Source organism: Actinoplanes utahensis (genome assembly GCF_016862455.1).
GTDB classification, from domain to species: Bacteria; Actinomycetota; Actinomycetes; order Mycobacteriales; family Micromonosporaceae; genus Actinoplanes; species Actinoplanes utahensis.
In genome coordinates, this window is sequence record NZ_BOMZ01000093.1 from 1 (window position 1) to 22763 (window position 22763).

Genomic DNA, 22763 nt, shown 5'->3' on the forward strand with positions numbered 1-22763 from the left:
CATCGCGTACCGCTGGAGCCCATGGCCGGCGACTGACAAAGCCGTCGCCTCACTGATCAGAGGCGGGAGCGTTCGCGACATATGGTGACCCTATCCAGGAAGACGAAGAGGGCAGACGGCGACTCGAATCGGCCTTGGTCATAGAGCAACGGGAATTACTCCTACGCGGAACCGCCCCTGAGCACAGCCGGCCGGTCCGGACAGGACAGGATGACTCATAGAGCAACGAACACCGAGGGCTGGAGGAGCACTGACATCCGATGGCCAAACTACTGACGTTCGGATGGCACTCCACACCTATCTGGCACAGGCTCTGTGTAACTGGCAGAAGCTCCGTGAATCTGGCGGGCGGCTCTGGCTATCTGGCAGATCTTCACGGCGAGTTCAGACGCGCGCCGACGTCGAGCCGGGCTCTTGGACGCAGCTTCTTCGAGGACTATCCGCTTGGCGTAGCCGTTGTATTTGATCGTCTCGGGCGCAGCCTCATGCGCCTTCTCGGCCCTTAAGGACCAATGGCAGTGGATCCGGCGCTAAGCCATCCGGCCTGTTGACGTTCGTGGATGTGCCGTACGTTGATCGGTCGTGCCGACCAGATTCTTGACGGAGATCGGGCTAACCGGCAAGGTGCTGTCCGGCACCCCACGCGACCCCCTCAACGTCGTCGACCTGGTCTACAACCCTGACGGCGGGCCGCGGCCGGATGTGCTGATCACCGACGCCGGGTCGTACTCCGACGTGGTATTCGGGATCGTCACCATGCTGGGCTTCGACTACCGGCCCGTGCTCGCGGACCTATCGGACACCAAGCTGGGGCGTGTCGACGCCCGCGCCGACTACGGCATGCTGGATAAGGCTGCTCGGGGCCGGGTCGACCTGGACAAGATCCGCCGACACTGGCCGGACGTGCTACGAGTGATCGCTTCGGTGCACACCCGGGAGATCTCCGCGCACGATGTGATCCGGGTGTTGCAGCACGACGGCCGGCTCACCGACCTCGGCGAGGCGGTCGCGCACTACGGGCGCATTTTCAAGACGCGGCACGTACTGGCATTCGCTGACGACCCGGACTACCGCCGGCATCTCAAGGGGATGCGCAACCTGCAGGAAGGCCGCCACGGCCTTTGGGACGCACTGCGCGAGCAGGCGTACCCGGTGCTGGATGCCGACGCCGCCCGCCTCTCCGCGTACCAGTACAGACACATCAACGTGCACGGCCACTACACCTTCGCTCTGCCCGAGCTGGACGGTGCTCGCCGGCCGCTGCGCGACCCCGATGCCGTCGAAGAATAAGCCCAGCCGAAGCGACCGGCGTCAGACAGCGCGGAGGGCAGTGCGGTGTGGGCGCTCGCATAGGTGATCTAGCGCCGTGGCGGTCGCGTCATCAGCGGGTAGGAAAAGTACAAGTTGCTGGGCGTCCGAGGCAGGAAGTTCAAGGACCTCCCGACTCCACCGCAGTTGATGCGCGCGCGGGTGAGTCATCCTCAGCGGGCCTCGGGTAGGAGGGATATGGCGGTGCAGCCGCCGTGTGAACTCGGTGCCGGCAACGGTCGCGAAGTCTGCCGTGAACCATTCGAACGTCTCGGTCGAGGGCCCGAGCCACAGGTTGAAAACCTGTTCGTCGGCGATCTGGTCCCAGTCGACGAAGGAGGAACGGGAGATGTTCGGGCTCCTCGCCGATCAGGCCGTATCAAGTCTGACCTGGTGCCCACTCGCCTCCGGCCGCCTTGCCCGCCCCTACGGCCAGCAGACGTCACGCTCGGCCAACGACCAGATCGGCAAGCACTTCTTCGACGACGCCGACCACGCCATCATCGACGCGGTCCAGACCGTCGCGAACGCCCATGACGTCACCATGGCGCAGGTCGCGCTCGCGTGGATCCTGAGCAACCCGGTCGTTGCCGCACCCATCGTGGGTGCCACCGCACCACACCACCTCGACGACGCCGCTGCGGCCTTGAAGGTCACCCTCAGCGGGCAGGAGCACGTCATGCTCACCGCTCCCTACACTCCACGGCAGCCGACCGGCTACTGAAGCGCCGGTGGAAGGAAGGCCGAGGGTGCTGCGACCGAGTCGCAGCACCCTCGGCCTCAACAGCCGCGAGGTGCGGCTGACCAGGGCCACCAAGCGGATCGGCGTACGGGTCCCTTGGTGCTCCCTGGTAGAGGACAGGGCGCGGCGGCCGGCCTCTATACCGGCCGCTGACATCGACGGTAAGCCATGGCCAAGGCGCCGATCACCCGTCGGTGGCGGACCGCTGGCACCTGCGGCAGGGTCGTCCCGTGATCCCGAAGAGCACGAAGCCGGCGCCTTCCGGGTGCTCACCAGTCGGCAAGCTGCGTTGAGGGGGAGGGCTTCCAGCCGGCCGGCGTGACGAGCCGGCCGGCCGAGAGAGCGGTCAGAGGTACGGGCTCTGGGTCAGCAGGTGGGCCTTGAAGCCCTCGCCGACACCGGGCTCGGGGGTGCCGGCCCAGTCCTCGATGAGCACGGCGCCGGTGGTGCAGCCCCAGGGGTTCCAGGTCCAGGCAAGGTATCCCATGTCGTGCGCGTCGGCCCAGTTCACCAGCCGTTGCATGTAGTCGAAGTTGCAGTCGTCCTGGCCGAATTCGCCAAGGACGACCGGCACCTGCTCGGCCAGCGGGGCGATCTGCGTGTCCCAGCAGGATTCGGTGGCGCAGGCGTTGAAGCTGTAGGCGTGCCATGACGCGGCGATGTTGTTCAAGGGGTCGGCCGGCTTGTGGGCCAGCCATTCGCGCATGTCGTTGGTCCACTCGAGTCCGCTGACCATCAGCATGTTGGTGGCGCCGGTGGCGCGGACGGCGTCGACCAGGTCCTGCATGCCGGCCACCTCATAGTCGATGCCGGTACAGGTACCGCCGTCGCGCAGGCACTGCCAGCCGAGCGTCTTGTTCCAGCCGGCGGCCATCTCCGGGTACGGCTCGTTGAACAGGTCGAAGACGACCGCGTCGTTGCCCTTGAACGTGTTGGCCACGCCGGTCCAGAACTGCGGAGCGTACTTCGCGTCGGGTACCGGCTTCTGGCAGGTCGCGTGTTCGTCGGTGCAGTGCCAGTCGGGTCCGGTGGTGTAGGCGCCCCACGTCCAGTGCAGATCCAGGATCACGTTGATGCCGTTGGCGACCAGCAGGTCCACGTAGTCCTTGACGCCCTGCTGGTAGGCGGCACCGCTGGGCGAGCCGTTGATCCCCAGCCAGCACTCCTCGTTCAGCGGCAGGCGTACCGCGTGGATGTTCCAGGTCTTCATCGCGTCGACGGAGGCCTGGTCGACCGGGCCGGAGTCCCAGAGTCCTTTGCCCTGGACGCAGGCGAACTCGCCGCTGGAGCGGCTCACGCCCAGCAGCCGGTAGGCCCGGCCGTCCGCGGTGACGATCTTGTTGCCCGAGACCTTGAGCTCCGGAGCGGATCCGCCGACAGGCGGTGTGCTCGGCGGGACGGACGGGGAGTTCGACGTGGGCGGGACCACGGACCCCGTACACGTGGTGCCGTTGAGCGAGAAGGAAGTGGGCACCGGATTGCTGCCGCTCCACGCGCCGGTGAACCCGACCGATGTGGAAGCGCCCGTGCCGAGCGACCCGTTCCAGCTCAGGCTTGCCGCCGTCACCTGTGCGCCGGACTGCGCCCAGGAGGCGCTCCAGCCTTGGTTGAGCCTCTGGCCGGTGCTCGGGAAGTCGAATGTCAATGTCCAACTGGTGACGGCCGAGCCGAGGTTGGTGACGGCGACGTTCGCGGCGAATCCGCCGGTCCATTGGCTCTGCACCGTGTAGGTGACCGAGCATCCGGTGGTTGCCGCCGCAGCCGGGAGCGTGAGCGTGGCCACGGTGCCGGCGCCGAGTGCCGCGGCGACGCCGCAGGCCAGCAGGGTACGACGAGATCTCATCAGCTGATCTCCTTGCTCTTCTGAGGGCAGCGCATATGGGAGCGCTCCCATGAACTTAGTTATGACATTTATTAAAGTCAATGAAACGCCATGCGCGTGAGGGCGGCGGGACCCCCGCCCTCACCGCGGTCGAGCGTCCGCTCGACGGTCCAAAGTAGGCTGACTGACGAAAGTCGATACGTGCCCAGGAGGTTGCATGGCGACCAGCCCGGTCCGGAGCAACCGACCGAAAACCCGTGGGGCGGTGTTCGACCTGATCCGCGCGGCCCGCTCGATCAGCCGGGTCGAGCTGGCGGCGTCCTCCGGCTTGACGCCGCCGACGATCTCCGGGCTGGTCCGAGATCTGATGATCGAAGGACTGGTCGTCGAGGCCGGGCGCGGCGTGTCGACCGGTGGCAAGCCACCCACGCTGCTGCAGCTCAACCCGTCCGCCCGCTACAGCGTCGGGGTGCAGCTCGAACGCAACACCTGCGTCATCGTGGTCATCGACCTGGCCGGGCACCGAGTGGCCCGAACCTCGTTTCGCGGTACGGCGCAGATGCCGCCGGAACACGCGCTGCCGTTCCTGGCCGCGCAGGTGAATGCGATCCTGGACGCGGTGGCTGTCGACCGCGGCAAGGTGCTGGGGGTGGGCCTGGTCAGCTACGGCCCGCAGGACCGGCACGCGGGCCTGCTGTTGAGCCCGCAACCGACCGGCGAGTGGTTGGACTACCCGGTGGCACCGAGACTGGCCGAGATCCTCGGCATGCCGGTCCTGCTGGACAACGACGCCGCTGCGGCGGCGATCGGCGAGTACTGGCTGGGCACGGTCGACCCGTGCAGCGCGTACGGATGCATTTACATGGCCACCGGGATCGGCGGCGGAGTCGTCGTGGCCGGCGAGGTGTATCGAGGGAGCTCCTCCAACAGCGTGGAAATCGGCCACATCTCCATCGACGTGCACGGCGACGAATGCTCATGCGGCAATCGCGGTTGCCTGGAGAACTACGCCGGTCCGGCCGCAGTCGTCCGGCAGGCGCTGACAGGACCCGGGCTCGCCGAGCAGCTCGCGCTCGACCCGGCCGGAACGGACTTCCTCCACGATTTCGCGCGTATCGCCGCGGCCGCCAACGCAGGCCACCCGCAGGCGCGGCCCCTCATCGAACAGTCCGCACGGTACCTGGGCTGCGCCGCCGTCACGATCACCAGCCTGTTCGACCTGGACCTGATCGTGCTCGCCGGGCCCAGCTTCACCGTGGCGGGTTCGATCTACCAGACGCTGATCCAGCAGGAGGTGGACCGGCGCACGTTCGCTCGCCGGGCGCACCCGGTGCGAGTCGTGCCGTCGGTCAGCGGGCCTGACGCGGCGGCGATCGGCGGGGCAGTGCTCGTGCTGCAGAGCGAGCTGACCGCGGGCCGAACCCGCGCGCAAGACGGTGCAGCTCCGGGGGTGGCCGAGGTGACGCAGTCGATCTGACGGCCGTGAATGTCAAAACCCGGATCGTGGCTCGTATGCGGATGTAGGACCCGGGGCAGACTCCGAAACTGAAAGCGCGGCTGGAGTTTCAGGGGTGCGGCCAAGGCAAGGCCAATGCCCGCCATGAGATGGTCTTGGAGGACTGAGGCCGCGCCATTGCGCGACTCGGCTCGCCGCCGCGGTACCCGCCCCGATGAGGCCGCTTGCCGGCGTGCTGCGGTGGTCACTTCGTCGTGTTCATGGCGCAGGTACAAGAAAGACCGCGGCGGGAGGAGGGGGTCGTGACAGGGCGAATGTCGGGACTGTCCAGTGATCCGGCACCAGGCCGTAGCGGGGTTTGCCAGGCTGGTGGGCGTGGATAGCAGCGGCCGGGGCATCCCGCGTCATGGTGGGCGCAGTTCGTGCAGGTCTCGGAGCCTTCGACGCTGCGGCGAGTTCCCGGGTGATCTCGTCAAGCGTCTCCTGCGCGTCGGACAGTTCACCGGCCAGGCGGCTCGCCTCCTCCACCGCAGCTAGCTCGGCGGCTTCCTGCGCGGCTTCCTTGGGCGGGAGTTGCAGTTCAGCTGGTGCTGTGGTGTTGGGGTAGGCGCACGATGATGCGGGTGCCGGGCTGGTGGTCGGGGTCGTGGGTGATGGTGCCGTTGTGGGCGTGGACGAGGGCGCGTACGAGGGCGAGGCCTAGGCCGTTGCCGCCGATGGCGGTGTGGCGGGCGTTGCCGGCTCGGTGGAAGCGGGTAAATAAGTGAGCGCGGTCGTCGACGGGGATGCCGATGCCGGTGTCGGTGACGGTGAGTTCGATGACGCCGGTGTCGTTGTGGTGGGCGCTGATGTGGATGTCGCCGCCGTTGGGGCTGTATTTGATGGCGTTGGACAGCAACTGGTCGATGATCTGCCGCAGGCGGTGGGGATCGGCGTCAAGGATCAGCGTGGAGGGGATGCCGGTGTGTATGCGTGGCCGGGCGTCAGGTGGGGCGCCGACGACTGCGGCGTCGACGACGTCGCTCAGGTGCACGGGGCGCGGTCGGAGGGACGCATGGCCCGATTCCAGGCCGGCGAGATCCAGCAGCTCGTTGATGATTGTCTGCAGGGCGCCGGTGTTGCGGATGATGGCGCTGAGCATGGGGACGAGTTCCGGATCGGTGATCTCCTCGGCAAGCACGGTGCTGTAGCTGATGATCGAGGTCAGCGGAGTGCGCATCTCGTGGCTGACGAGGGTGAGGAAGTCGTCTTTGGCGTGGGCCAGTTGCTGTTGCAGTTCGATGTTGCGGCGGTGGGTGAGGAACTGGCCGAGTTGCGCGGCGACGCCGGCGAGCAGCCAGGTGATCGAGACGTCGTACTCGGCGGTGGAGCTCAGCGACACCAGGACGCCGAAGATGGTGTCGCCGTCGGGCACCGGTACAGCCATGCTGGCGTGCAGGCCCCGTTGAGCGGCGGCGTGCGCGAAGGCGCGGGCTTGTTCGGTGACGGCGAATTCGGGGTTGGTGAGGTCGGGAAGCCACAACGGCTGGCCGGTGTCCCAGACGTGCCCGGGTCCGGTGCCTCCGCGGGGGACGACGTGAGCGACCAGGTCGTCGACGTGGATTCCGGGGGCGCTCCAGTAGGCGGTCAGGCGCAGCACGTCGGCGACGTCGTCGGCCAGCAGCAGCGCCAGGTGCTGCCAGTTCAGCGTCTCGCCGACGGTTCGCAGGATCGGTGGTGCGGCCTCGGTGATGGTGTCGCAGCCGTTGAGGATCTTGGCCACCTGTAGTTCGCAGTCGCGGAAGCGTTCCCGGCGTCGCCGTTCGGTCACGTCCTGGATGGCGGCTACCGCGCCCAGCAGGCGCCCGTCGGCGTCACGGATCGGCTCGGCGTTGGTGAGCATGTGACGGTCCGGCAGCCCGGGTATCCGCAGGATCGCCTCGACGTCACGGATGCTGCGCCCCTTGGAAGCGCGCACGGTGGAGAGTTCGTCGGTGGTGTAAGGCCTGCCGTCGGGGTGACGCACCTGGTGGTGGCCGCCGGCCATGGCCTGGGCGGGGGTCAGGTGATCGGGCAGGCGGAAGAAGTGGCGCAGGGCGCGGTTGAACAGCACCGGCCGCTGATGGGCGTCGACGGCGAAGACGCCGACCTGCAGGCTGTCCAGGAGCGCGGTGATGAAGCCGGCTTGCACGTCGGCGTGCATCGCAGCGCTGACCGTGGCCGTCGTGGCGGGGCCGTGGTGGTCGGCGCCGGCGTGAGCGAGTCCCGTCAGGGTGGCCATCGCGGTGTCGAGGTCTGCGTCGACAGGGATGGGACCGAGCATTTCGGTGATCTCCACCAGCGTGGCCAGGTCACCGTCGGTCCAGGTGTGTGGTTTGTCGTCCAGGACGGTGAGGGCGCCGACCTGCCGGTCCTGGTCGTCGCGTAGCGGCACCCCGGCGAAGGCCCGGATGCCGTGCCGGGTGAGCAGCGGATCCTCAGCGAACTCGGCGGCAGCCGCCATGTTCGCCATCGCCAGCGGCGCGCCGACGCTGACCACGTTCGCGCACACCAGGTGTTCGCCGGCGCCCCGTGCGGTCAGCGCTTCGGGCAGGCCGAACACGCCGAGCAGCTGCTCGTCGGATCTTCCGACCAGGCTGACGACTGCCATCGGCGCCCGCACCAGGCGTGCTGCCATGCGGGCCACCGCGTCCAGCGGGACCGACATTGTCGGCAGGACCCGGCGGGCGCCGGCGCCCGCCGGGAGCCGGGACGGCGACTTCGGCATCCCGGCGTTCGTGTCAGGCATGTCACTCACCAGCCCTGATCAGGAATGGCCAGGAACGGTTCCTGATCATCTCGTGAGGTTAGAAGGTCAAAACCGGCAGAAACGATGTAAAAGCATGATCTTCCCCCACCCTCCGGTTGGGATCACTGCGGCTTGACGGGTAAGCCGATGGCGAAGGTGGCGCCAGGCCGTGGTGACGTTCGATGATGGCGCTGATGGAACAAACCGGGTCCGTGCCGGGGATGCGCCGGTCCAGAGCGGTGCAAGCGCGGTAGAACCGCCGGAACACTCGGGGCCGCTCACCAGCGGACGGGGATCCCGATGCCGCCGTCGGTGACGGTCCAGCTGATCGTCCGCCCGCTCTCGTCAACGGTAGCCACGATGGTGACGCAATTCTAACGCTCCGCTGTACCGATCTTCCTCAGCCCCGGACTTCTGGTACGGGCGTTCCCGGCAGCAGGCTATGGGTGCGTGTCAGGAACGAGTGAGGGTGTCCAGCATGCCGAGCAGTTCCAGGACGCGACGGACCGGCGGTTGCAGGCCGACGAGCTGGAAGGCGACGCCTTCGGCGGTGGCAGCGCCGTAGGCCCGGTCGAGGACGTTCAGGCCGGAGGAGTCGCAGAAGCCGACCTGGGCGAAGTCGACCAGGATCCTGGTGGCGCCCGGGGCGGCGATCGCGGTGTTCAGAGCTTCGCTGACGCTGTCGGCGGTGGCCATGTCGAGTTCGCCGGCGACGCTGACGTGCACGACACCGCCGGTGTCGGCGCTGGTCTGGATGTTCACCGGCGGCCGGTCAGCGTCGGCCCGGGCATGGCCGGGGCTTCAATACCGCCGGCGGAGGCGCCGATCACGACCACGTTGCTGGCAGCAGCTGCGCTCATCCCACCAACGCTACCCACAGCGCCACGAGCGATCTGCGATGACGGTGCGGCTGGTTGGTGTCACTCGATCGTGGCCGGTGGTGGCGCGTAGTCCAGCAGTCGAGGAATCGGGCACAAGCGCAGCAGCACATCCAGCCAGGGCCCGGCTGCGGTGATCCGCGCCGGCCGTTGCGCCTGGGCGGCGTCGCCTACCGCTTGCAGGGCGCGCAGCCCGGCGACGTCGCAGAAGTCGATACCGGACAGGTCCAACTCCACGCGCTCGCCGCCGCCCTCGTCGGTGAGCAGCGCGGACAACCGCGAGCGAAACACCGGCACGGTCGCCGCGTCGAGATCACCGACGGCCCTGACCCGAACGACGCCTGGAACGAGCTCGGTGGTGGTGGCGGTGACCGTGATACGCGGTGCGCTGACATCCATCATGTGCTCCTTCACCGTCGCGTCCCCCGCGCTCACCCCGCTCTGCCCGCCGTTCTACTCGCCTCCCGACCCCGCCGCCAGGACCGGCTGGGAGGAAACCGCCGGACCGTTAAGGTCATGGGGACAGCCGACCATCGAGCCGGTAGGTCAACAGCAGGCGGGCGCCGGTGGCGTCGGTGGTGATGTCCAGACCGGTGCAGGCCTGCCGGATGACCCACAGCCCCCGCGGACCGGGCTGCCCCGCCGCGGCGACGGGGGCATTGTGACCGGCAGGCGGGTGGGTCGCTGGGATGCCGGGACCGTGATCGCTCATCTCGCACCGTAGGTGCTCGCCGTGGCGCCACAGCAGCAGCTGTCCGTGACCGCCCCGTGGTTCACGGCGTTGATCATCGCCTCGTGCACAGCTAGCTCGAACCGGTACAAGCTATCGCCCTGCAGCCCGTGCCCGGCACCGACCGTGCGGACCTGCCTACGCGCTGCGGACCCTGCAGGCCGGTCGGCCAGCAGGGTCCGCATGGTCTTGCGGGCCCGGGCTCCGGAACGCCGCCGGGGTGCTCTGGCAGATGGCGTCGGGGTCGGGCATGCCCATGAGGCCGACGAGCAGGTAGCGCGGCGTACCGGGTGGGTCAGGCACAGCAGCCTGGGGCCCTCAACAGCCCCGACATGATCGAATCCCGGCGTTCCGTCGCCCACGCTCACCTGAGCATTTCAGGTGTGTGGTCCGCCGTTGGGCAGGGTGATGGTGAAGCGGGTTCCGCCGTGGGCGGCGGGTTGGGCGGTGATGGTGCCGTGGTGGGCGTCGATGATGGCTTTGGTGACGGCGAGGCCGAGGCCGGTGCCTTTGATGCCGCGGTCGGTGGCGGTGCTGGCGCGGAAGAAGCGGGTGAACAGGTGTGGGTACTGGTCGGCGGGGATGCCGATGCCGGTGTCAGTGATGGTGATGGTGATGCCGGTGGTGGTGTTACCGGCGGTGATGGTGACGGTGCCGCCGTCCGGGGTGTATTTGATGGCGTTGGAGAGCAGGTTGTCGAGGACCTGCCGCAGTCGGGCAGCGTCGGCGGGTACCGGGCGTAGTCTGTCGATGTCGGTGGTGATGGTCAGGTGTCTGGTGGCGGCGGCGGGTTCGTGAGCGCGGATCGCGTCGCGGAGCAGCCGCACCAGTGACAGCGGCCGCCGGTTGAGTTTGGCTCCTCCGGCGTCGAGGTGGGCCAAATCGAGTAGGTCGTCGACGATGTGTTCCAGGTGGCTGGTGGTGCGGTCGATGACGGTCAGGTCGGTGCGCTGCCGTTCGGGAAGGTCCGGCTCGTCGAGCAGCATCTCGGTGTAGCTGCGGATCACGCCGATGGGGTTGCGGAGTTCGTGGCTGACCACCGCGACGAGGTCGTCTTTCATCCGGTCGATCTCCCGCAGCCGGTGCACCTGTTCCTGCTGGGCGGTGAGCAACTGCTCGCGTTGCTCTGCCAGCTGCCGGCGTTCGGTGATGTTGGTGCTGATGCCGTCGACGACGAGGTGATCGCCGTCGCGTCGGGGAAAGGCACGAACCCACAGCCAGCGGGTGACACCATCGGCGCCGACGACGCGGCATTCCATCTCAGTCTGCTCGTTGTCGGCCAGCGTGGTGAAGAATTCCTCCAGGATGGGGTGGTCGTCGGGGTGGACCTGCCGGCGCATGGTCTTTGCCGGGTCGGTGTCGGTGGGGAACGGGCCGCCGTAGACGTCGTTGCTGTTGGAGCTGGTGTAGAGCACCCGCAGGGTGCCGTCGGGCAGCATGCGCAGGCGCCAGACGAAGTCGTTGACCCGTGCGATGACCTGGTCGAGGTCGTGGCGGGCGGCGGCCAGGTCCAGGGCGAGGTCTTCGGCGCGGCGGCGTTCCATGAAGCGGCTGACGTGTGCGCAGACGCTGCCGAGCATCGTCAGCACGTCTGGATCGCGGGGCACTTCGGTGTCGGTGAAGAAGGCCAAGACTCCGACGACGCGGTCCGCGCTGTCCACGGGGAGCCCGATGACGGTACGCAGTCCGGTCTGTTCGGCGGCCGACCGCCGGGTGAAGGCGGTGATGTCGGTGCCTGGATCGGTGGTCCAGACCACGGTGGCGTGCTGCCACACGTAGCCGGGCAATCCTTGCCCGCGGTCGAAAGTCAGCGGTTGCGCACCGGTGAAGGTGCTCAGGTCACGGCCGGGCGCTGTCCACGAGCTGACCCGCACGATCTGCTGCCGGTCCTCGGTGACCTGCCAGTATTCGGCACAGACCCAACCCAGTTCGCCGGCCACGGCGGCGGCTGCTGTAGTGGCTGCCTGTTCGGCGTTGGTCGCTTGCGACAGTGCCTCGGCCACCGCGTGCCGTGCTCGGCGTAGCGTCTCAGCGTGGTGCGCGTCGGTGATGTCGTGCATCGCCACGACGGCGCCGAGCCGGCGACCGTCCGGGGTGTCGATGGGCCGGCCGTTGACCACAAATCTACGCGGTTGGCCGCTGGCTGCCTCAATGATGAGGTGCTGACCCTGGACCGTCTCCCCGGCAAACGCGCGGGCCAGTGGCACCTGCTCCGGAGCGAGGATGTGCTGTCCGTCGGAGGTATACAGCTTGTACGTTTGCGCCCACGCCTCGTCAGCCAGCGGGCCTTGATATACCCCGTGCAGCCGCCGGACAGCTTGGTTGAACAGCGTCAGACGCCCGTTGTCATCGCAAGCGACGACACCAGCGTCGAGGCTGTCCAGCAAGGCCTGCAGGAATGTGCGCTCGTCGGCCAGATGCTGCCGTTCGGACTCCAGTTGCGCCTGCGCCTGTTTGCGACTGGTGATGTCGTGCAGGAAGGCGTGGAACACCAGCTCACCGTGTTCGGCATTGACCTGCAGGGTCAACTCGATCGGGAACTCCCGGCCCTCACGGTCGACCGCGGCCAGCTCCAGCCGCTGCCCCGCCAGCGTCGACACCCCCGCCGACCGTACCCGGGCCAGACCCGCGTCGTGCGCGGCCCGGAAGCGTTGCGGGATCATCAGCTCGGTCACCGCACGCCCCACCGCTTCGCCCGCCGGCCACCCGAACAGACGCTCAGCCGCGGCGTTCCACGCGACGACCACCCCGTCGGCCGTCATGGACACGAAAGCATCCTGAGCAGTATCGAGCACCGCCTGCATCCGCGCCGCCGACAGCAGCAGCTCGCGGTTGGCCAGCCGCACCGCGATCTCCGACTCGACCGCCTGCGCCAAACCTTCCACGATGGCCAACTCATGCTCAGTCCACTGCCGGGGCCGGGTATCCACCACACAGAACGACCCCAGCACCTGCCCGTCCGGCGACCGCACCGGAAACCCTGCGTAGGCGATGGCCTGGCCGTCGGCGATCGCCGGACTCCTGCGCAACCGCTCGTCGCTGCGGGCGTCGGCGACCACCAGCGGCGCATCGTCGGCGACCACGTATTTGCAGTACGAGTGCGACAACGGCGTCTGCCGCTCGACAGCCGCGCGCCCGCTCAACCCACACTCGCTGGCGAACACCTGCCGGTCCGCGTCGACCAGCGACACCAGCGCCAGCGGCGCCCCCACCAACTGGGCCGCCAAGGACGTCAGCCGGTCCAGCGACGGCACTGCCGCGCTGTCCAGCAAGCCGGTTGCCGCCAGCAGCCGCAGCCGGGCCGGGTCAACCACCCGCCCGCTCTCTACCGGCTCCACCCGATTCGGCATCACCCCTCATCGTCGACCAAAGTGAAAAGCTCTACGACCGATAGCCGGAAAGCGGATCCCTGAAGGTGGGGGCGGCTCCTGAGCCAACCCCGGCTGGCTGGCCGGGAACCAGGAACACCATCAGGGGGTCGTCGCGGGCCGGCGCTCGCGGACAGCGACATCGGGCTCTCCGGTGTCGGCGACGACATCACTCTCGGCCGTGCGATGAGGTGTGGGTGAGGTGGTCGGCGGTGCGGATCAGGTCGGTGCGGACCTTGGTCATGTAGGCGATGGCGTCGGCTACCTGCGTTGACGCGGCCCGCTCCTGGCGAGCGGTGTGCTGTTTCAGACGGGGTCGAGCTGCAGCACGATGCGCTGAGCAGCGTCGGATACGCCGAGGGACCCACCTCCGGCGCGCGCTGACCGGCCGCAGCTCGCAGCGCCGCCCCACGCCACGGACTTGTGGCCGGCGCTGCGAGGACGTTCCGGGCTACGGCCAGTTTCTCGGGTAGCCGCCGGGCGGCGTCTTCCGCTCGGGCTCAGGCGGAGTCCATACCGGCCAACTCGACGCCCAGGTACGCGTTGTAGGCGTCCGGGGCGAGCGCGACCTCGTCGGTGGCGTAGACGCCGAAGCGTTGGATGTGTGCGGTCAGGTACGGCGAGAGCACCGCCAGGTCATCGCCGGCGATCTGCCAGCCCTCGCCGAGCAGGCCGCGGAGGACGGTGGTCATGTCCACGGCGGTGTGGAAGATGACGCAGTTGGCCAGCAGGGTGCCGAACTTGATGATCTTTTCCTGCTCGTCCGGGTCGTTGTCGGCCACGATTCCGCGGTTGCCCAACCGGCACCAGGACACGAAGTGGTTGTACGACTCGACCTTGTTCGTCGCCGCGTGGTACGCGCCCGAAGTTGCGGGTCCGACAGGTAACGCAGCGGCGCGACGGTGCGGATTACCCGGCCGACCTCGCGGAACGCCTGGTAGAAGTCGTTGCGCCGCGACACCACCCGCCGGAACCGGGTGGTCCGTTCCAGGCGGCGTTCGATGACATAGCGGGCGGGCGCTCTATGCCTGGAACGCACGATGTCGGCGCCGGGCTTGACTAGGTGGAGCCGCGCACTATCAGGGTGGTGGGCAGCACGGTCGGGGCGGGTGGCTGTCCGGCGTTCTGCAGCATGGTGACGAGGGCTTCGGCGGCGGCCGTACCGAAACCGGCCCGGTCCTGGGCGACGGTGGTGAGCCCGGGTGGGACCAGGGCGGCCAGTTCGATGTCGTCGAAACCGACGATCGCGATGTCGTCGGGGATCCGCAGGCCGGCCTGCCGGGCGGCCCGCATGGCGCCGATCGCCATCTCGTCGCCGGCGGCGAAGACCGCGGTCGGCCGCGGCGCCGAGGCGAGCAGCCGGAGCATCGCGGTGTGCCCGCCGTCGAGGTAGAAGTCGCTTTCCACCATGTGGTCGGCGGCGATCGGCAGGCCGGCCGCGGCCAGGGCGGCGCGGAAGCCGGTGAGCCGTTCCGCGGCGGGTGCGGTCTGCAGGGGGCCGGTGATGGAGGCGATCCGGCGGTGGCCGCGGTCGATCAGGTGCTGGACGGCGAGGGTGGCGCCGCCGGTGTTGTCGGAGGTGACGTAGGTGCAGGTGGGGCCGGTGCGGCGCAGGTCGAGGGCGACGCAGGGGATCTCGGCGTCGGCGAGGGCGAGCACCGCGGGATCCTGGGATCCGTTGTCGATGATGACCACGCCGTCGAGGTTGTGCCGGCGGGCTGCCTGGAGGTAGGGCTCGCGGTGCGACAGCATCAGCAGGTGCAGCCCGTGTGCGCTGAGCGCGGTCTTGAGGGTGACCAGGATTTCCTGCAGGAACGGGTGGCGCCAGCCGGGCCGGCGGTGGTCGGTGTCCCAGATCAGGCCGACCATGTTCGACTTCTTCGTGGCCAGGGTGCGGGCCGACTCGTTGGGCAGGTAGCCGATTTCGGCGGCGGCGTCGAAGATGCGCTGGCGGGTCTCCGGGCTGACGATCTCGGGGGTGTTGAAGACGCGGGACACGGTGGCGACGGACACGTCGCAGTAGCGGGCCACTTCCCTGATCGTCGCCATGCGCACCCTTTGTGTAACCGGTTTCATGGACCGTAACATCGCGGTTGCGCGGCAGTCAACGCCGCAACCCTCGTTACCGTTCCGTTACTTGACATGACCCCCATCGATGCCGCCAGACTCTGCATCCAAGGGCGGCCCCTGGCACGGCCTGACCCGACCGATCCCCGCAACGACATCCGCTCACTGTTACGCGGCTGATGTAACCGGTTTCATGCCGTCCATGAAACCGGTTACATCGAGCCGCGCGAAAGGATCCGGAGACCATGCGCCACCGACTGTTTCGGATGACCGCGGCCGTTCTGACCGCCGGCTTGCTGCTGACCGCGTGCGGCGGCAACGACGGCGGCGCCGGGAGCGACGGCAAGATCACCCTGACCATCAACCTGTTCGGCAACTTCGGGTACCAGAAGCTCTACGAGCAGTACCAGAAGGACCACCCCGACATCGTGATCAAGGAGAACACCGCCGCCTACAACGACCACCACCGGGAACTCGCCACCCACCTGGCCACCAACTCCGGCGCGGGCGACATCGAGGGCGTCGACACCGGTTTCATCGCCCAGATGCGCGAGCGCGGCAACCTCTTCACCGACCTGGGCACCGACCGGCAGGCCGAGTATCTGCCCTGGAAGTGGCAGGCCTCGCTGACCAAGGACGGCAAGCAGATCGGGTACGGCACCGACGTCGGCGGGCTGGCCATCTGCTACCGCAAGGACCTGTTCGAGAAGGCCGGGGTGCCGTCCGAACGCGACCAGGTCTCCGCGGCCTGGGCGAGCGGCTGGGACCAGTTCATCGAGTTCGGCAAACGGTACGCGCAGAAGGCCCCCGCCGGCAGCGCGTTCTTCGACGGCGGCGGCCAGCTGTTCAACGCCGTCGTCGGGCAGGCGCCGGTCGGCTACTACAGCGAGGACGACACCATCGTCGTCGGCTCCAACCCGGAGGTCCGCAAGGCCTGGGACCTGACCGTGCAGGCCATCCAGGGCAACCTGTCGGCGAAGCTGATCGGCAGCTCGCAGGAGTGGAACAACGGCTTCGCGAAGGACCAGTTCGCCACCGTCGCCTGCCCGGCCTGGATGATGACCAAGATCAAGGACCAGGCGAAGCACGCCGCCGGCAAGTGGGACGTGGCGGCAGTGCCCGGTGGCGGCGGCAACTGGGGAGGTTCGTACCTGACGGTGCCCAAGCAGGGCAAGAACGTCGAGGAGGCGAAGAAGCTCGCCGCCTGGCTGAGCGCCCCCGAGCAGCAGGCCCACGTCTTCACCGAGATGGGCAACCTGCCCTCGATCCCCGCCCTCTACGACAAGCCGGAGATCGCCGGTTTCACGAGCGACTTCTTCAACGACGCGCCGGTCGGCCGGCTCTTCACCACCGCGGCCAAGCAGCTGAAGCCGCAGCACCAGGGCCCGCGCGCCGGTGACATCCAGACCACCATCCGCGACGCCCTGGTCCGTGTCGAGCAGGGCAAGCAGACCCCGGACGAGTCGTGGCAGCAGATGGTCGAGGACGTCGAGCGCCTCGCGAAATGACCGTGGACGTGCCGCCGGCGACTCGGGCGCCGAACGCCGGCGGCACCCGGCGACAGAAGGATCGTTGATGGTCACCTATCTGCAGCAAGCCCGGCGGGCCGGCCTGAGCCGGCTCGACACCAAGGGCTCGCCGTACCTGTACATCGCACCGTTCTTCCTGCTCTTCGCGCTGTTCGGCCTGTTCCCGCTGCTGTACACGGCGTACGTCTCGTTCAACGACTGGGACCTGCTCGACGCCGGCTCGCACTCCTGGGTCGGCCTGGCCAACTACCGCGAGCTGCTGCAGGACGCGTACTTCTGGAACGCCCTCGGCAACACCCTGAGCATCTGGGTGCTGTCCACCGTGCCGCAGCTGCTGGCCGCGCTCTGGATCGCGCACCTGCTCAACCACCGGCTGCGCGCCCGGACCGCGCTGCGGATGGGCGTGCTGCTGCCCAACATCACCTCCATCGTGGCGGTGACCATCGTCTTCACCCAGCTCTTCGGCCGGGACTTCGGCATGGTCAACTGGCTGCTCGGCGCGGTCGGCATCGGCCCGGTCGACTGGCAGGCCGGCACCTGGAGTTCCCACCTGGCCATCTCGTTCATCGTGGCGTGGCGGTGGGTCGGGTACAACGCCCTGATCTACCTGGCCTCCATGCAGGCGATCCCGCACGATTTGTACGAGGCCGCGGAGCTCGACGGCGCCTCGCAGAGCCAGCAGTTCTGGCGGATCACCGTGCCGATGCTGCGCCCGACGATCATCTTCACCACCGTGATCTCGACCATCGGCGGTCTGCAGATCATGGCCGAGCCGCTGCTGTTCGCCAGCTCGCAGACGCCGACCGGCGGGTCCGACCGCCAGTTCCAGACGGTGGCGCTGTTCATGTACGAGCAGGGCTTCCGCGAGTTCCGGTTCGGCTACGCCTCCGCGATCGCCTGGACGCTGTGCCTGGTCATCGTCGTCTTCGCGATCGTGAACTTCCTGCTCACCCGGCGTATCGCCGACGACGAGGACTGAGGAGGCTCTCGTGACCACCCTCATGGAACCGCCACCGGCGGACACCGTCCCCGCGCCGGCGCCGCGCCCTGCCCGCCGCCGGCGCGGGTTCGGCTATCCGCGCAAGGCCTCGATCTGGACGTACGGGGCGCTGCTCGCGGTCGTGGCCGGGTCGGTGTTCCCGCTCTACTGGTCGCTCGTGGTGTCCTCGCAGACCAGTGACGCGGTGACCCGGGTGCCGCCGGCGCTGATCCCCGGCGGCCACCTGTTCGACAACATCGCCCGGGTCTTCGACACCACCGACTTCGGCCGGGCGCTGCTGAACTCGTTCATCGTCAGCGGCTCGATCACCGTCTCGGTGGTGTTCTTCTCCACCCTGGCCGGTTTCGCCTTCGCCAAGCTGCGGTTCCGCGGCCGTAAGCCGCTGCTGGTGCTGGCCATCGCGACCTCGATGGTGCCGCATCAGCTGGGCATCATCCCGCTCTACATCATGATGGCCGAGTTCGGCTGGACCGGGCGGCTCACCGCCGTGATCGTGCCCGGGTTGGTGACCGCGTTCGGCGTCTTCTTCATGACCCAGTACCTGGGCCGGGCGGTTCCCGACGAGCTGCTCGAAGCCGGCCGGGTCGACGGCGCCGGCACCTTCGGGCTCTACTGGCACGTCGTGCTGCCGGCGGCGCGCCCGGCGGCGGCGGTGCTCGGCCTGTTCACCTTCATGCAGGCCTGGAACGACTTCTTCTGGCCGCTGGTGGTGCTGCAGGACAACGCGACCGTCCAGGTCGCGCTGTCCGCACTGGCCAGCGGTTACACCACCGACTACACGCTGACGCTGACCGGCACGCTGCTCGCCACGTTGCCGATCCTCATCGTGTTCATGGTCCTCGGCCGGCAGATCGTCGGCGGCATCATGCAAGGAGCAATCAAGGGATGACATCGATTTCGGCCGACCCCACCCCGGCGCCGGCGCTGCCCGACCTGCCGGCCGGTTTCCTCTGGGGGGCGGCCACCGCGGCGTACCAGATCGAGGGCGCGGCCGGCGAGGACGGCCGCGGCGAGTCGATCTGGGACGTCTTCTGCCGCCGTCCGGGCGCCGTCGCCGACGGGTCGTCGGGCGCCGTCGCGTGCGACAGCTATCACCGGTGGCGCGACGACGTGGACCTGCTGGCCGGGCTGGGCGTGGACGCGTACCGGTTCTCGGTGGCCTGGCCGCGGATCGTGCCGGACGGCGGCGGCCCGGTCAACCGGGCCGGCCTGGACTACTACGACCGGCTCGTGGACGCGCTGTGCGAGCGGGGCATCCGGCCGTTCGTCACCCTCTACCACTGGGATCTGCCCCAAGCCCTCGAAGACCGGGGTGGCTGGCGGGTCCGGGACACCGCCGAGCGGTTCGCCGCCTACGCGGCGGTGGTGGCCGGCACGCTCGGTGACCGGGTGGAGGACTGGATCACCCTGAACGAGCCGTACTGCTCCTCGATCGTCGGGTATGCGGAGGGCCGGCACGCGCCCGGCCGCACCGAGGGGCACGGCGCTCTCGCCGCGGCCCACCACCTACTGGTCGGGCACGGCCTGGCGACGGCCGCGATCCGGGGCGCCGTCGAGCAGGCCCGGGTCGGCATCACCCTGAACCTGTCGCCCGCGGTCGCCGCCTCCGGCAGTCCGGCGGACCGGGCCGCGGCGCACCGGCAGAACCTGATGCTCAACCTGCAGTTCACCGACCCGGTGCTGGCCGGGCGCTACCCGGCCGGGTTCGAGGACCTGTACGCCGGGGTGAGCGACCTGTCCTTCCGGCGCGACGGGGATCTCGCGCTGATCTCCGCGCCGCTGGACTTCCTCGGCGTCAACTACTACTACCGGGTGCACGTGGCCGACGCCCCGTATCGCAGCAGCGACCCGGCGTCGCGCAGCGCCTACGACATCGGGGTGCGGCAGCTGCCGGCGCCGGCCGGGGTGCGCGCCACCGACCTGGGCTGGCCGGTCGAGCCGGAGGGCATGTACGACACGCTGGTCGGCCTGGCCGACCGCTACCCGGGGCTGCCGCCGATCTACGTGACCGAGAACGGGTGCGCCGAACTGCGCGAGGAACCGGCGCCGGACCCGGAACGGATCGCCTTCGTGGCCGACCATCTGGACGCGGTGGCCCGGGCCGCGGCCGACGACGACCGGCTGGACCTCCGCGGCTACTTCTACTGGTCGCTGATCGACAACTTCGAGTGGGCGCGCGGCTACGGCCCCCGCTTCGGGTTGGCGCACGTCGACTACCGCACCGGCACGCGGACGCCGAAGGCCAGCTACCACTGGCTGCGGGCGCAACTCGCCGCGCGGCGCGGCTGACGGGGGGGCCCGGCGGGTGGCCGAGGCCACCCGCCGGGCACGGGTCAGCTCAGCGGGCCGGTGAGGCGCCAGAGCTCGGGCAGGGTGCGGTTGCCGGCGGCGTCGGTGCCCCGGCTGAAGGCCCACAGGGCGCCACCGGCCGGGTCGGCGGCGAGGTGGGTGACCTCGGTGGTCCGCGGGTGCGGGCCGGTGATCGGCTGCCAGGTGGAGCCGGTCCAGCGGCGCAGGGCGCCGTCCGGGGCGGTTCCGGTCCGGGGCGGGGCCAGGCCGATCACCCAGTCGCCGCCGTATCGGGTGATGGTGCTGACCGCGGACGCCTGGCACAGGTTCTGCCGGGCGAACGACGAGCCGTTCCAGCGCAGGGTCAGGCCGCAGCCGGTGACCGGGTCGGTGCCGGTGATCCAGATGTCACCGGGTGTCCCGGTCACCGCGGCGGCCGGGACGGGAGTGGCCCGGCCGTACCCGGTGCCGGTCTTCACCTCGCTCCACGTGCTGCCGTTCCAGCGGGCGGCGTACAGCTGGTAGTCGGTGTAGTTGCTGGTGCGGTCGCCGATCACCCATACCTCGTTGCGAGCCGCCACGTGGATGTCGTTGATCTCGACACCGCCGGCCGCGGCGGCGGCCGGCAGGGCGGTGACCGTCCAGGTGCTGCCGTTCCAGCGGGCGATCGCCGGTTTGTAGGCGGTGCCGAACTGGCCGGTGCCGGCGACCCAGATGTCGTCGGGCCCGGCCGCGGCGGCGCCGCTCGGGTCGAATTTCACCGAGGGGACCGTGGTGGTGGTCCAGGCGGCGCCGTTGTAGCGGTGGGTGCGGAAGGCGCCGCCGGCGCCGGTGTCGAAGGCCCACTGGTCGGTGGGCGACAGTGCCACGTATCCGCCGATGTACGAGGTCAGCGGCGGGCGTGGGGTGCTGGTCCAGGTCGTGCCGTTCCACCGCCAGCTCAGGTAGGAGAAGGGGCAGACCCAGTCGCAGTCGACCGGTTCGAAGTAGAGCGCGGTCATGACGGCGGAGTCGCCGCTGAAGGCGCGGATCTGCGGGGCGTTCAGGCTCTGGTAGTCGGGGCGGGGTGGGTCGGTCTGCTGCCAGGCGGGCGCCGCGGTGGCGGTCGCCGCCTGTGCCGGGGCTCCGGCGATCAGCATGGCCAGGGCGAGGAGTACGCCGCCGGCCAGCCGGGTGAATCCGGGCATGACTGTGGCCCTTCGTCGAGGAAGTGCCCAGCGTGTCCCGGCGCACTGGCCCGTATCTATACGCCGGGGCGCAGGGGGATGCGGCGTTCCGGGCCGTCCTCGGCGGGCAGCAGCCACGCCTCGGTGATCGCGGCGCGGTAGAGGCGCAGCGGTGCGTCGCCGGTGACCTGCTCGAGCCGCCAGGTGGGGAAACCGTGGGCGGCCGAGTGGGCGGAGAACGTCGCCAGCAGGCCGGGCAGGTCGGCGTCGGGGCAGAGGCCGGCGGTGGCGAGCGCGTAGAACGCCGTGGCGCCGCCCATCGGCACCGTGGAGTCGAACACGGTCACGGCGATCCGGTCGTTGGCGGCGATCAGTTCGGAGTGCCGGGACGTCGGCCGGGACAGCCACAGCACGGTGTCCAGATCGGGCACGACGACGTACAGAGGGCTCACCCACGGCGCGCCGCCGGGCGTGGCGGTGCCGATCACCGCGTACCGGTTGGCGGCGAGGAGGGCACGGGCCTGGACGGTGATCTCGTCGGTCATGGGTCCACGATGCCGGTTATTCGGTGGGGCCGCCGGGCGGGAGCGGCTAGATTCCGGAGCCATGAGTGACGACCGGGCGATGGCCACCATCGAGAGGATCACCGAGCTGGCGCGGATTCCCGGGGCGGACGCGATCGTGCGCGCCCGGGTGCGGGGCTGGGACGTGGTGGTGAAAGCGGGCGAGTTCGCGACCGGGGACCTGTGTGTCTACTTCGAGGTGGATGCGCTGCTGGACACCGGCGACGAGCGGTTCGCGTTCCTGGCGGCCCGGGGTGTGCGCACCGACGGTCACGGCCGGACCGGGCACGTGCTGAAGACGGCCCGGCTGCGCGGCCAGTACTCGCAGGGGCTGGCGCTGCCGGTCACCCTGTTCCCGGAGCTCGGCGACGGCCGGCCGGGCCAGGACGTCACCGCGGCGCTCGGGGTGGTCCGGTGGGATCCGCCGATCCCCACCGACCGGCTCGGCAAGATCCGTGGGTACCGGCCGTCGTGGATCCGTTCGACCGGCCAGGTGCGCCTGCAGAACCAGCCGGAGCTGCTGCGGTGCCGGGATCAGGGCTGGATCGCGACCGAGAAGATCGACGGTACGTCCACGACGTACTGGGTGGACGGCGACGACCGGGGCGCCTGCACCCGCAACGTCGACCTGCTGGAGGAGCCGGCGAGCCGGGTCTGGCAGACCGGGATCGGCCTGGGCGTCCACGATCTGCTGCGCGCGGAGTTCCCGGGCCGGCGGGCCGCGGTGCAGGGCGAGCTGTACGGGCTGGGCGGTCACGTCAACCCGCTGCGGCTGCCGGACACCCGGTTCTCGGCGTTCACCCTGCTGCTCGACGGTGCGGTGGTACCGCGCGACCGGTGGCCGTCCTGGCTGACCGCTCTGTCGGTGCCGGTGCACGATCTGCCGTTCCCGGCGACCGTCGACGAGGCGCTGAGCCAGGTCGACGGCCTGCCCTCGGCGATCAACCCGGCGCGGCCGGCGGAGGGCGTCGTCTGGGTCGCCGGCGGCGCCGACCTGGTGCAGTTGCCCGGCGGCGGGTACGCGCCCGGCTCGTTCAAGGTGATCTCGAACCGGTACCTGCTGAAGAACGACCGCTGA

Annotated in this window: 18 protein-coding genes and 1 pseudogene; 8 read left to right on the forward strand and 11 right to left on the reverse strand. The window is 69.3% G+C overall.

Annotated elements, in window-relative coordinates:
• Positions 1–597: 597 nt before the first annotated feature.
• The gene (locus tag Aut01nite_RS33615) at positions 598–1290 is read left to right on the forward strand and encodes a Tn3 family transposase (RefSeq protein WP_236643098.1); all 693 of its coding nucleotides are present in this window, start codon (positions 598–600) and stop codon (positions 1288–1290) included.
• A gap of 21 nt (positions 1291–1311) precedes the next feature.
• Here Aut01nite_RS33615 and Aut01nite_RS44970 read toward each other — a convergent pair whose 3' ends face one another.
• The gene (locus Aut01nite_RS44970) at positions 1312–1626 is read right to left on the reverse strand and encodes an MmyB family transcriptional regulator (RefSeq protein WP_373871560.1); all 315 of its coding nucleotides are present in this window, start codon (positions 1624–1626) and stop codon (positions 1312–1314) included.
• Here Aut01nite_RS44970 and Aut01nite_RS33620 point away from each other — a divergent pair.
• A complete protein-coding gene (locus Aut01nite_RS33620; protein WP_201775619.1) occupies positions 1526–2032 on the forward strand; it encodes an aldo/keto reductase in 507 nt (168 codons plus the stop codon). The genes Aut01nite_RS44970 and Aut01nite_RS33620 overlap by 101 nt on opposite strands.
• 364 nt (positions 2033–2396) lie before the next feature.
• On the opposite strand, the gene Aut01nite_RS33625 is transcribed toward Aut01nite_RS33620, so the two are convergent.
• Positions 2397–3893: a cellulase family glycosylhydrolase gene (locus Aut01nite_RS33625; RefSeq protein ID WP_043531562.1), complete on the reverse strand. Its 1497-nt coding sequence runs from the start codon at positions 3891–3893 to the stop codon at positions 2397–2399.
• Between the two features lie 196 nt (positions 3894–4089).
• On the opposite strand from Aut01nite_RS33625, the gene Aut01nite_RS33630 reads away from it, so the two are divergent.
• Positions 4090–5349 (forward strand): ROK family protein, encoded by a 1260-nt coding sequence (locus Aut01nite_RS33630; RefSeq protein ID WP_043531564.1) that lies wholly within the window; start codon positions 4090–4092, stop codon positions 5347–5349.
• 559 nt (positions 5350–5908) lie between these two features.
• Here the strand turns inward: Aut01nite_RS33630 and Aut01nite_RS33635 are convergent.
• The 7 genes and pseudogenes from Aut01nite_RS33635 to Aut01nite_RS33665 all read right to left on the reverse strand — a co-directional run bounded on the left by Aut01nite_RS33635 (position 5909) and on the right by Aut01nite_RS33665 (position 15120).
• Complete coding sequence (locus Aut01nite_RS33635) at positions 5909–8095, reverse strand: ATP-binding protein (protein WP_083999867.1); 2187 nt, start codon at positions 8093–8095, stop codon at positions 5909–5911.
• A 453-nt stretch (positions 8096–8548) separates the two neighbouring features.
• A complete protein-coding gene (locus tag Aut01nite_RS33640; RefSeq protein ID WP_043531566.1) occupies positions 8549–8857 on the reverse strand; it encodes an STAS domain-containing protein in 309 nt (102 codons plus the stop codon).
• 158 nt (positions 8858–9015) lie between these two features.
• On the reverse strand, positions 9016–9387 hold the full coding sequence (locus Aut01nite_RS33645; RefSeq protein ID WP_152629048.1) for an STAS domain-containing protein: 372 nt from the start codon (positions 9385–9387) through the stop codon (positions 9016–9018).
• Positions 9388–9487: 100 nt separating this feature from the next.
• Positions 9488–9685: an ATP-binding protein gene (locus Aut01nite_RS33650; protein ID WP_043531570.1), complete on the reverse strand. Its 198-nt coding sequence runs from the start codon at positions 9683–9685 to the stop codon at positions 9488–9490.
• Between the two features lie 395 nt (positions 9686–10080).
• Positions 10081–13053: a PAS domain S-box protein gene (locus tag Aut01nite_RS33655; protein WP_052164426.1), complete on the reverse strand. Its 2973-nt coding sequence runs from the start codon at positions 13051–13053 to the stop codon at positions 10081–10083.
• Between the two features lie 518 nt (positions 13054–13571).
• Positions 13572–14065: pseudogene (locus Aut01nite_RS44975) on the reverse strand (Tn3 family transposase); the annotation flags it as partial.
• 65 nt (positions 14066–14130) lie between these two features.
• Complete coding sequence (locus Aut01nite_RS33665; protein ID WP_083999869.1) at positions 14131–15120, reverse strand: LacI family DNA-binding transcriptional regulator; 990 nt, start codon at positions 15118–15120, stop codon at positions 14131–14133.
• A 284-nt stretch (positions 15121–15404) separates the two neighbouring features.
• Between Aut01nite_RS33665 and Aut01nite_RS33670 the strand changes: the two genes are divergently transcribed.
• From Aut01nite_RS33670 to Aut01nite_RS33685, 4 genes are all read left to right on the forward strand, one after another.
• Positions 15405–16646, forward strand: coding sequence for an ABC transporter substrate-binding protein (locus Aut01nite_RS33670; protein ID WP_236643099.1), 1242 nt, complete (start codon positions 15405–15407; stop codon positions 16644–16646).
• Between the two features lie 67 nt (positions 16647–16713).
• Positions 16714–17646 carry a carbohydrate ABC transporter permease gene (locus Aut01nite_RS33675; protein ID WP_043531578.1) on the forward strand — a complete coding sequence of 311 codons (933 nt, stop codon included), beginning with the start codon at positions 16714–16716 and terminating at the stop codon, positions 17644–17646.
• Positions 17647–17656: 10 nt separating this feature from the next.
• Complete coding sequence (locus Aut01nite_RS33680) at positions 17657–18556, forward strand: carbohydrate ABC transporter permease (RefSeq protein WP_043531580.1); 900 nt, start codon at positions 17657–17659, stop codon at positions 18554–18556.
• Positions 18553–19956, forward strand: coding sequence for a GH1 family beta-glucosidase (locus Aut01nite_RS33685; protein ID WP_052164427.1), 1404 nt, complete (start codon positions 18553–18555; stop codon positions 19954–19956). The genes Aut01nite_RS33680 and Aut01nite_RS33685 overlap by 4 nt, the downstream gene beginning before the upstream one ends.
• A gap of 44 nt (positions 19957–20000) precedes the next feature.
• Here the strand turns inward: Aut01nite_RS33685 and Aut01nite_RS33690 are convergent, their stop codons facing one another.
• Positions 20001–21143: a hypothetical protein gene (locus Aut01nite_RS33690; RefSeq protein WP_043531583.1), complete on the reverse strand. Its 1143-nt coding sequence runs from the start codon at positions 21141–21143 to the stop codon at positions 20001–20003.
• Positions 21144–21199: 56 nt separating this feature from the next.
• Positions 21200–21667: a pyridoxamine 5'-phosphate oxidase family protein gene (locus Aut01nite_RS33695; RefSeq protein WP_043531585.1), complete on the reverse strand. Its 468-nt coding sequence runs from the start codon at positions 21665–21667 to the stop codon at positions 21200–21202.
• 61 nt (positions 21668–21728) lie between these two features.
• Here Aut01nite_RS33695 and Aut01nite_RS33700 point away from each other — a divergent pair, with 61 nt between their 5' ends.
• A complete protein-coding gene (locus tag Aut01nite_RS33700) occupies positions 21729–22763 on the forward strand; it encodes an RNA ligase family protein (protein ID WP_052164428.1) in 1035 nt (344 codons plus the stop codon).

Bases quoted from the DNA above. Each gene is read 5' to 3' on its own strand.
- Aut01nite_RS33625 (WP_043531562.1), bottom strand. From the start codon at position 3,893: ATGAGATCTCGTCGTACCCTGCTGGCCTGCGGCGTCGCCGCGGCACTC.
- Aut01nite_RS33630 (WP_043531564.1), top strand. From the start codon at position 4,090: ATGGCGACCAGCCCGGTCCGGAGCAACCGACCGAAAACCCGTGGGGCG.
- Aut01nite_RS33635 (WP_083999867.1), bottom strand. From the start codon at position 8,095: ATGCCTGACACGAACGCCGGGATGCCGAAGTCGCCGTCCCGGCTCCCG.
- Aut01nite_RS33650 (WP_043531570.1), bottom strand. From the start codon at position 9,685: ATGAGCGATCACGGTCCCGGCATCCCAGCGACCCACCCGCCTGCCGGT.
- Aut01nite_RS33655 (WP_052164426.1), bottom strand. From the start codon at position 13,053: ATGCCGAATCGGGTGGAGCCGGTAGAGAGCGGGCGGGTGGTTGACCCG.
- Aut01nite_RS33665 (WP_083999869.1), bottom strand. From the start codon at position 15,120: ATGGCGACGATCAGGGAAGTGGCCCGCTACTGCGACGTGTCCGTCGCC.
- Aut01nite_RS33670 (WP_236643099.1), top strand. From the start codon at position 15,405: ATGACCGCGGCCGTTCTGACCGCCGGCTTGCTGCTGACCGCGTGCGGC.
- Aut01nite_RS33675 (WP_043531578.1), top strand. From the start codon at position 16,714: ATGGTCACCTATCTGCAGCAAGCCCGGCGGGCCGGCCTGAGCCGGCTC.
- Aut01nite_RS33685 (WP_052164427.1), top strand. From the start codon at position 18,553: ATGACATCGATTTCGGCCGACCCCACCCCGGCGCCGGCGCTGCCCGAC.
- Aut01nite_RS33690 (WP_043531583.1), bottom strand. From the start codon at position 21,143: ATGCCCGGATTCACCCGGCTGGCCGGCGGCGTACTCCTCGCCCTGGCC.
- Aut01nite_RS33695 (WP_043531585.1), bottom strand. From the start codon at position 21,667: ATGACCGACGAGATCACCGTCCAGGCCCGTGCCCTCCTCGCCGCCAAC.
- Aut01nite_RS33700 (WP_052164428.1), top strand. From the start codon at position 21,729: ATGAGTGACGACCGGGCGATGGCCACCATCGAGAGGATCACCGAGCTG.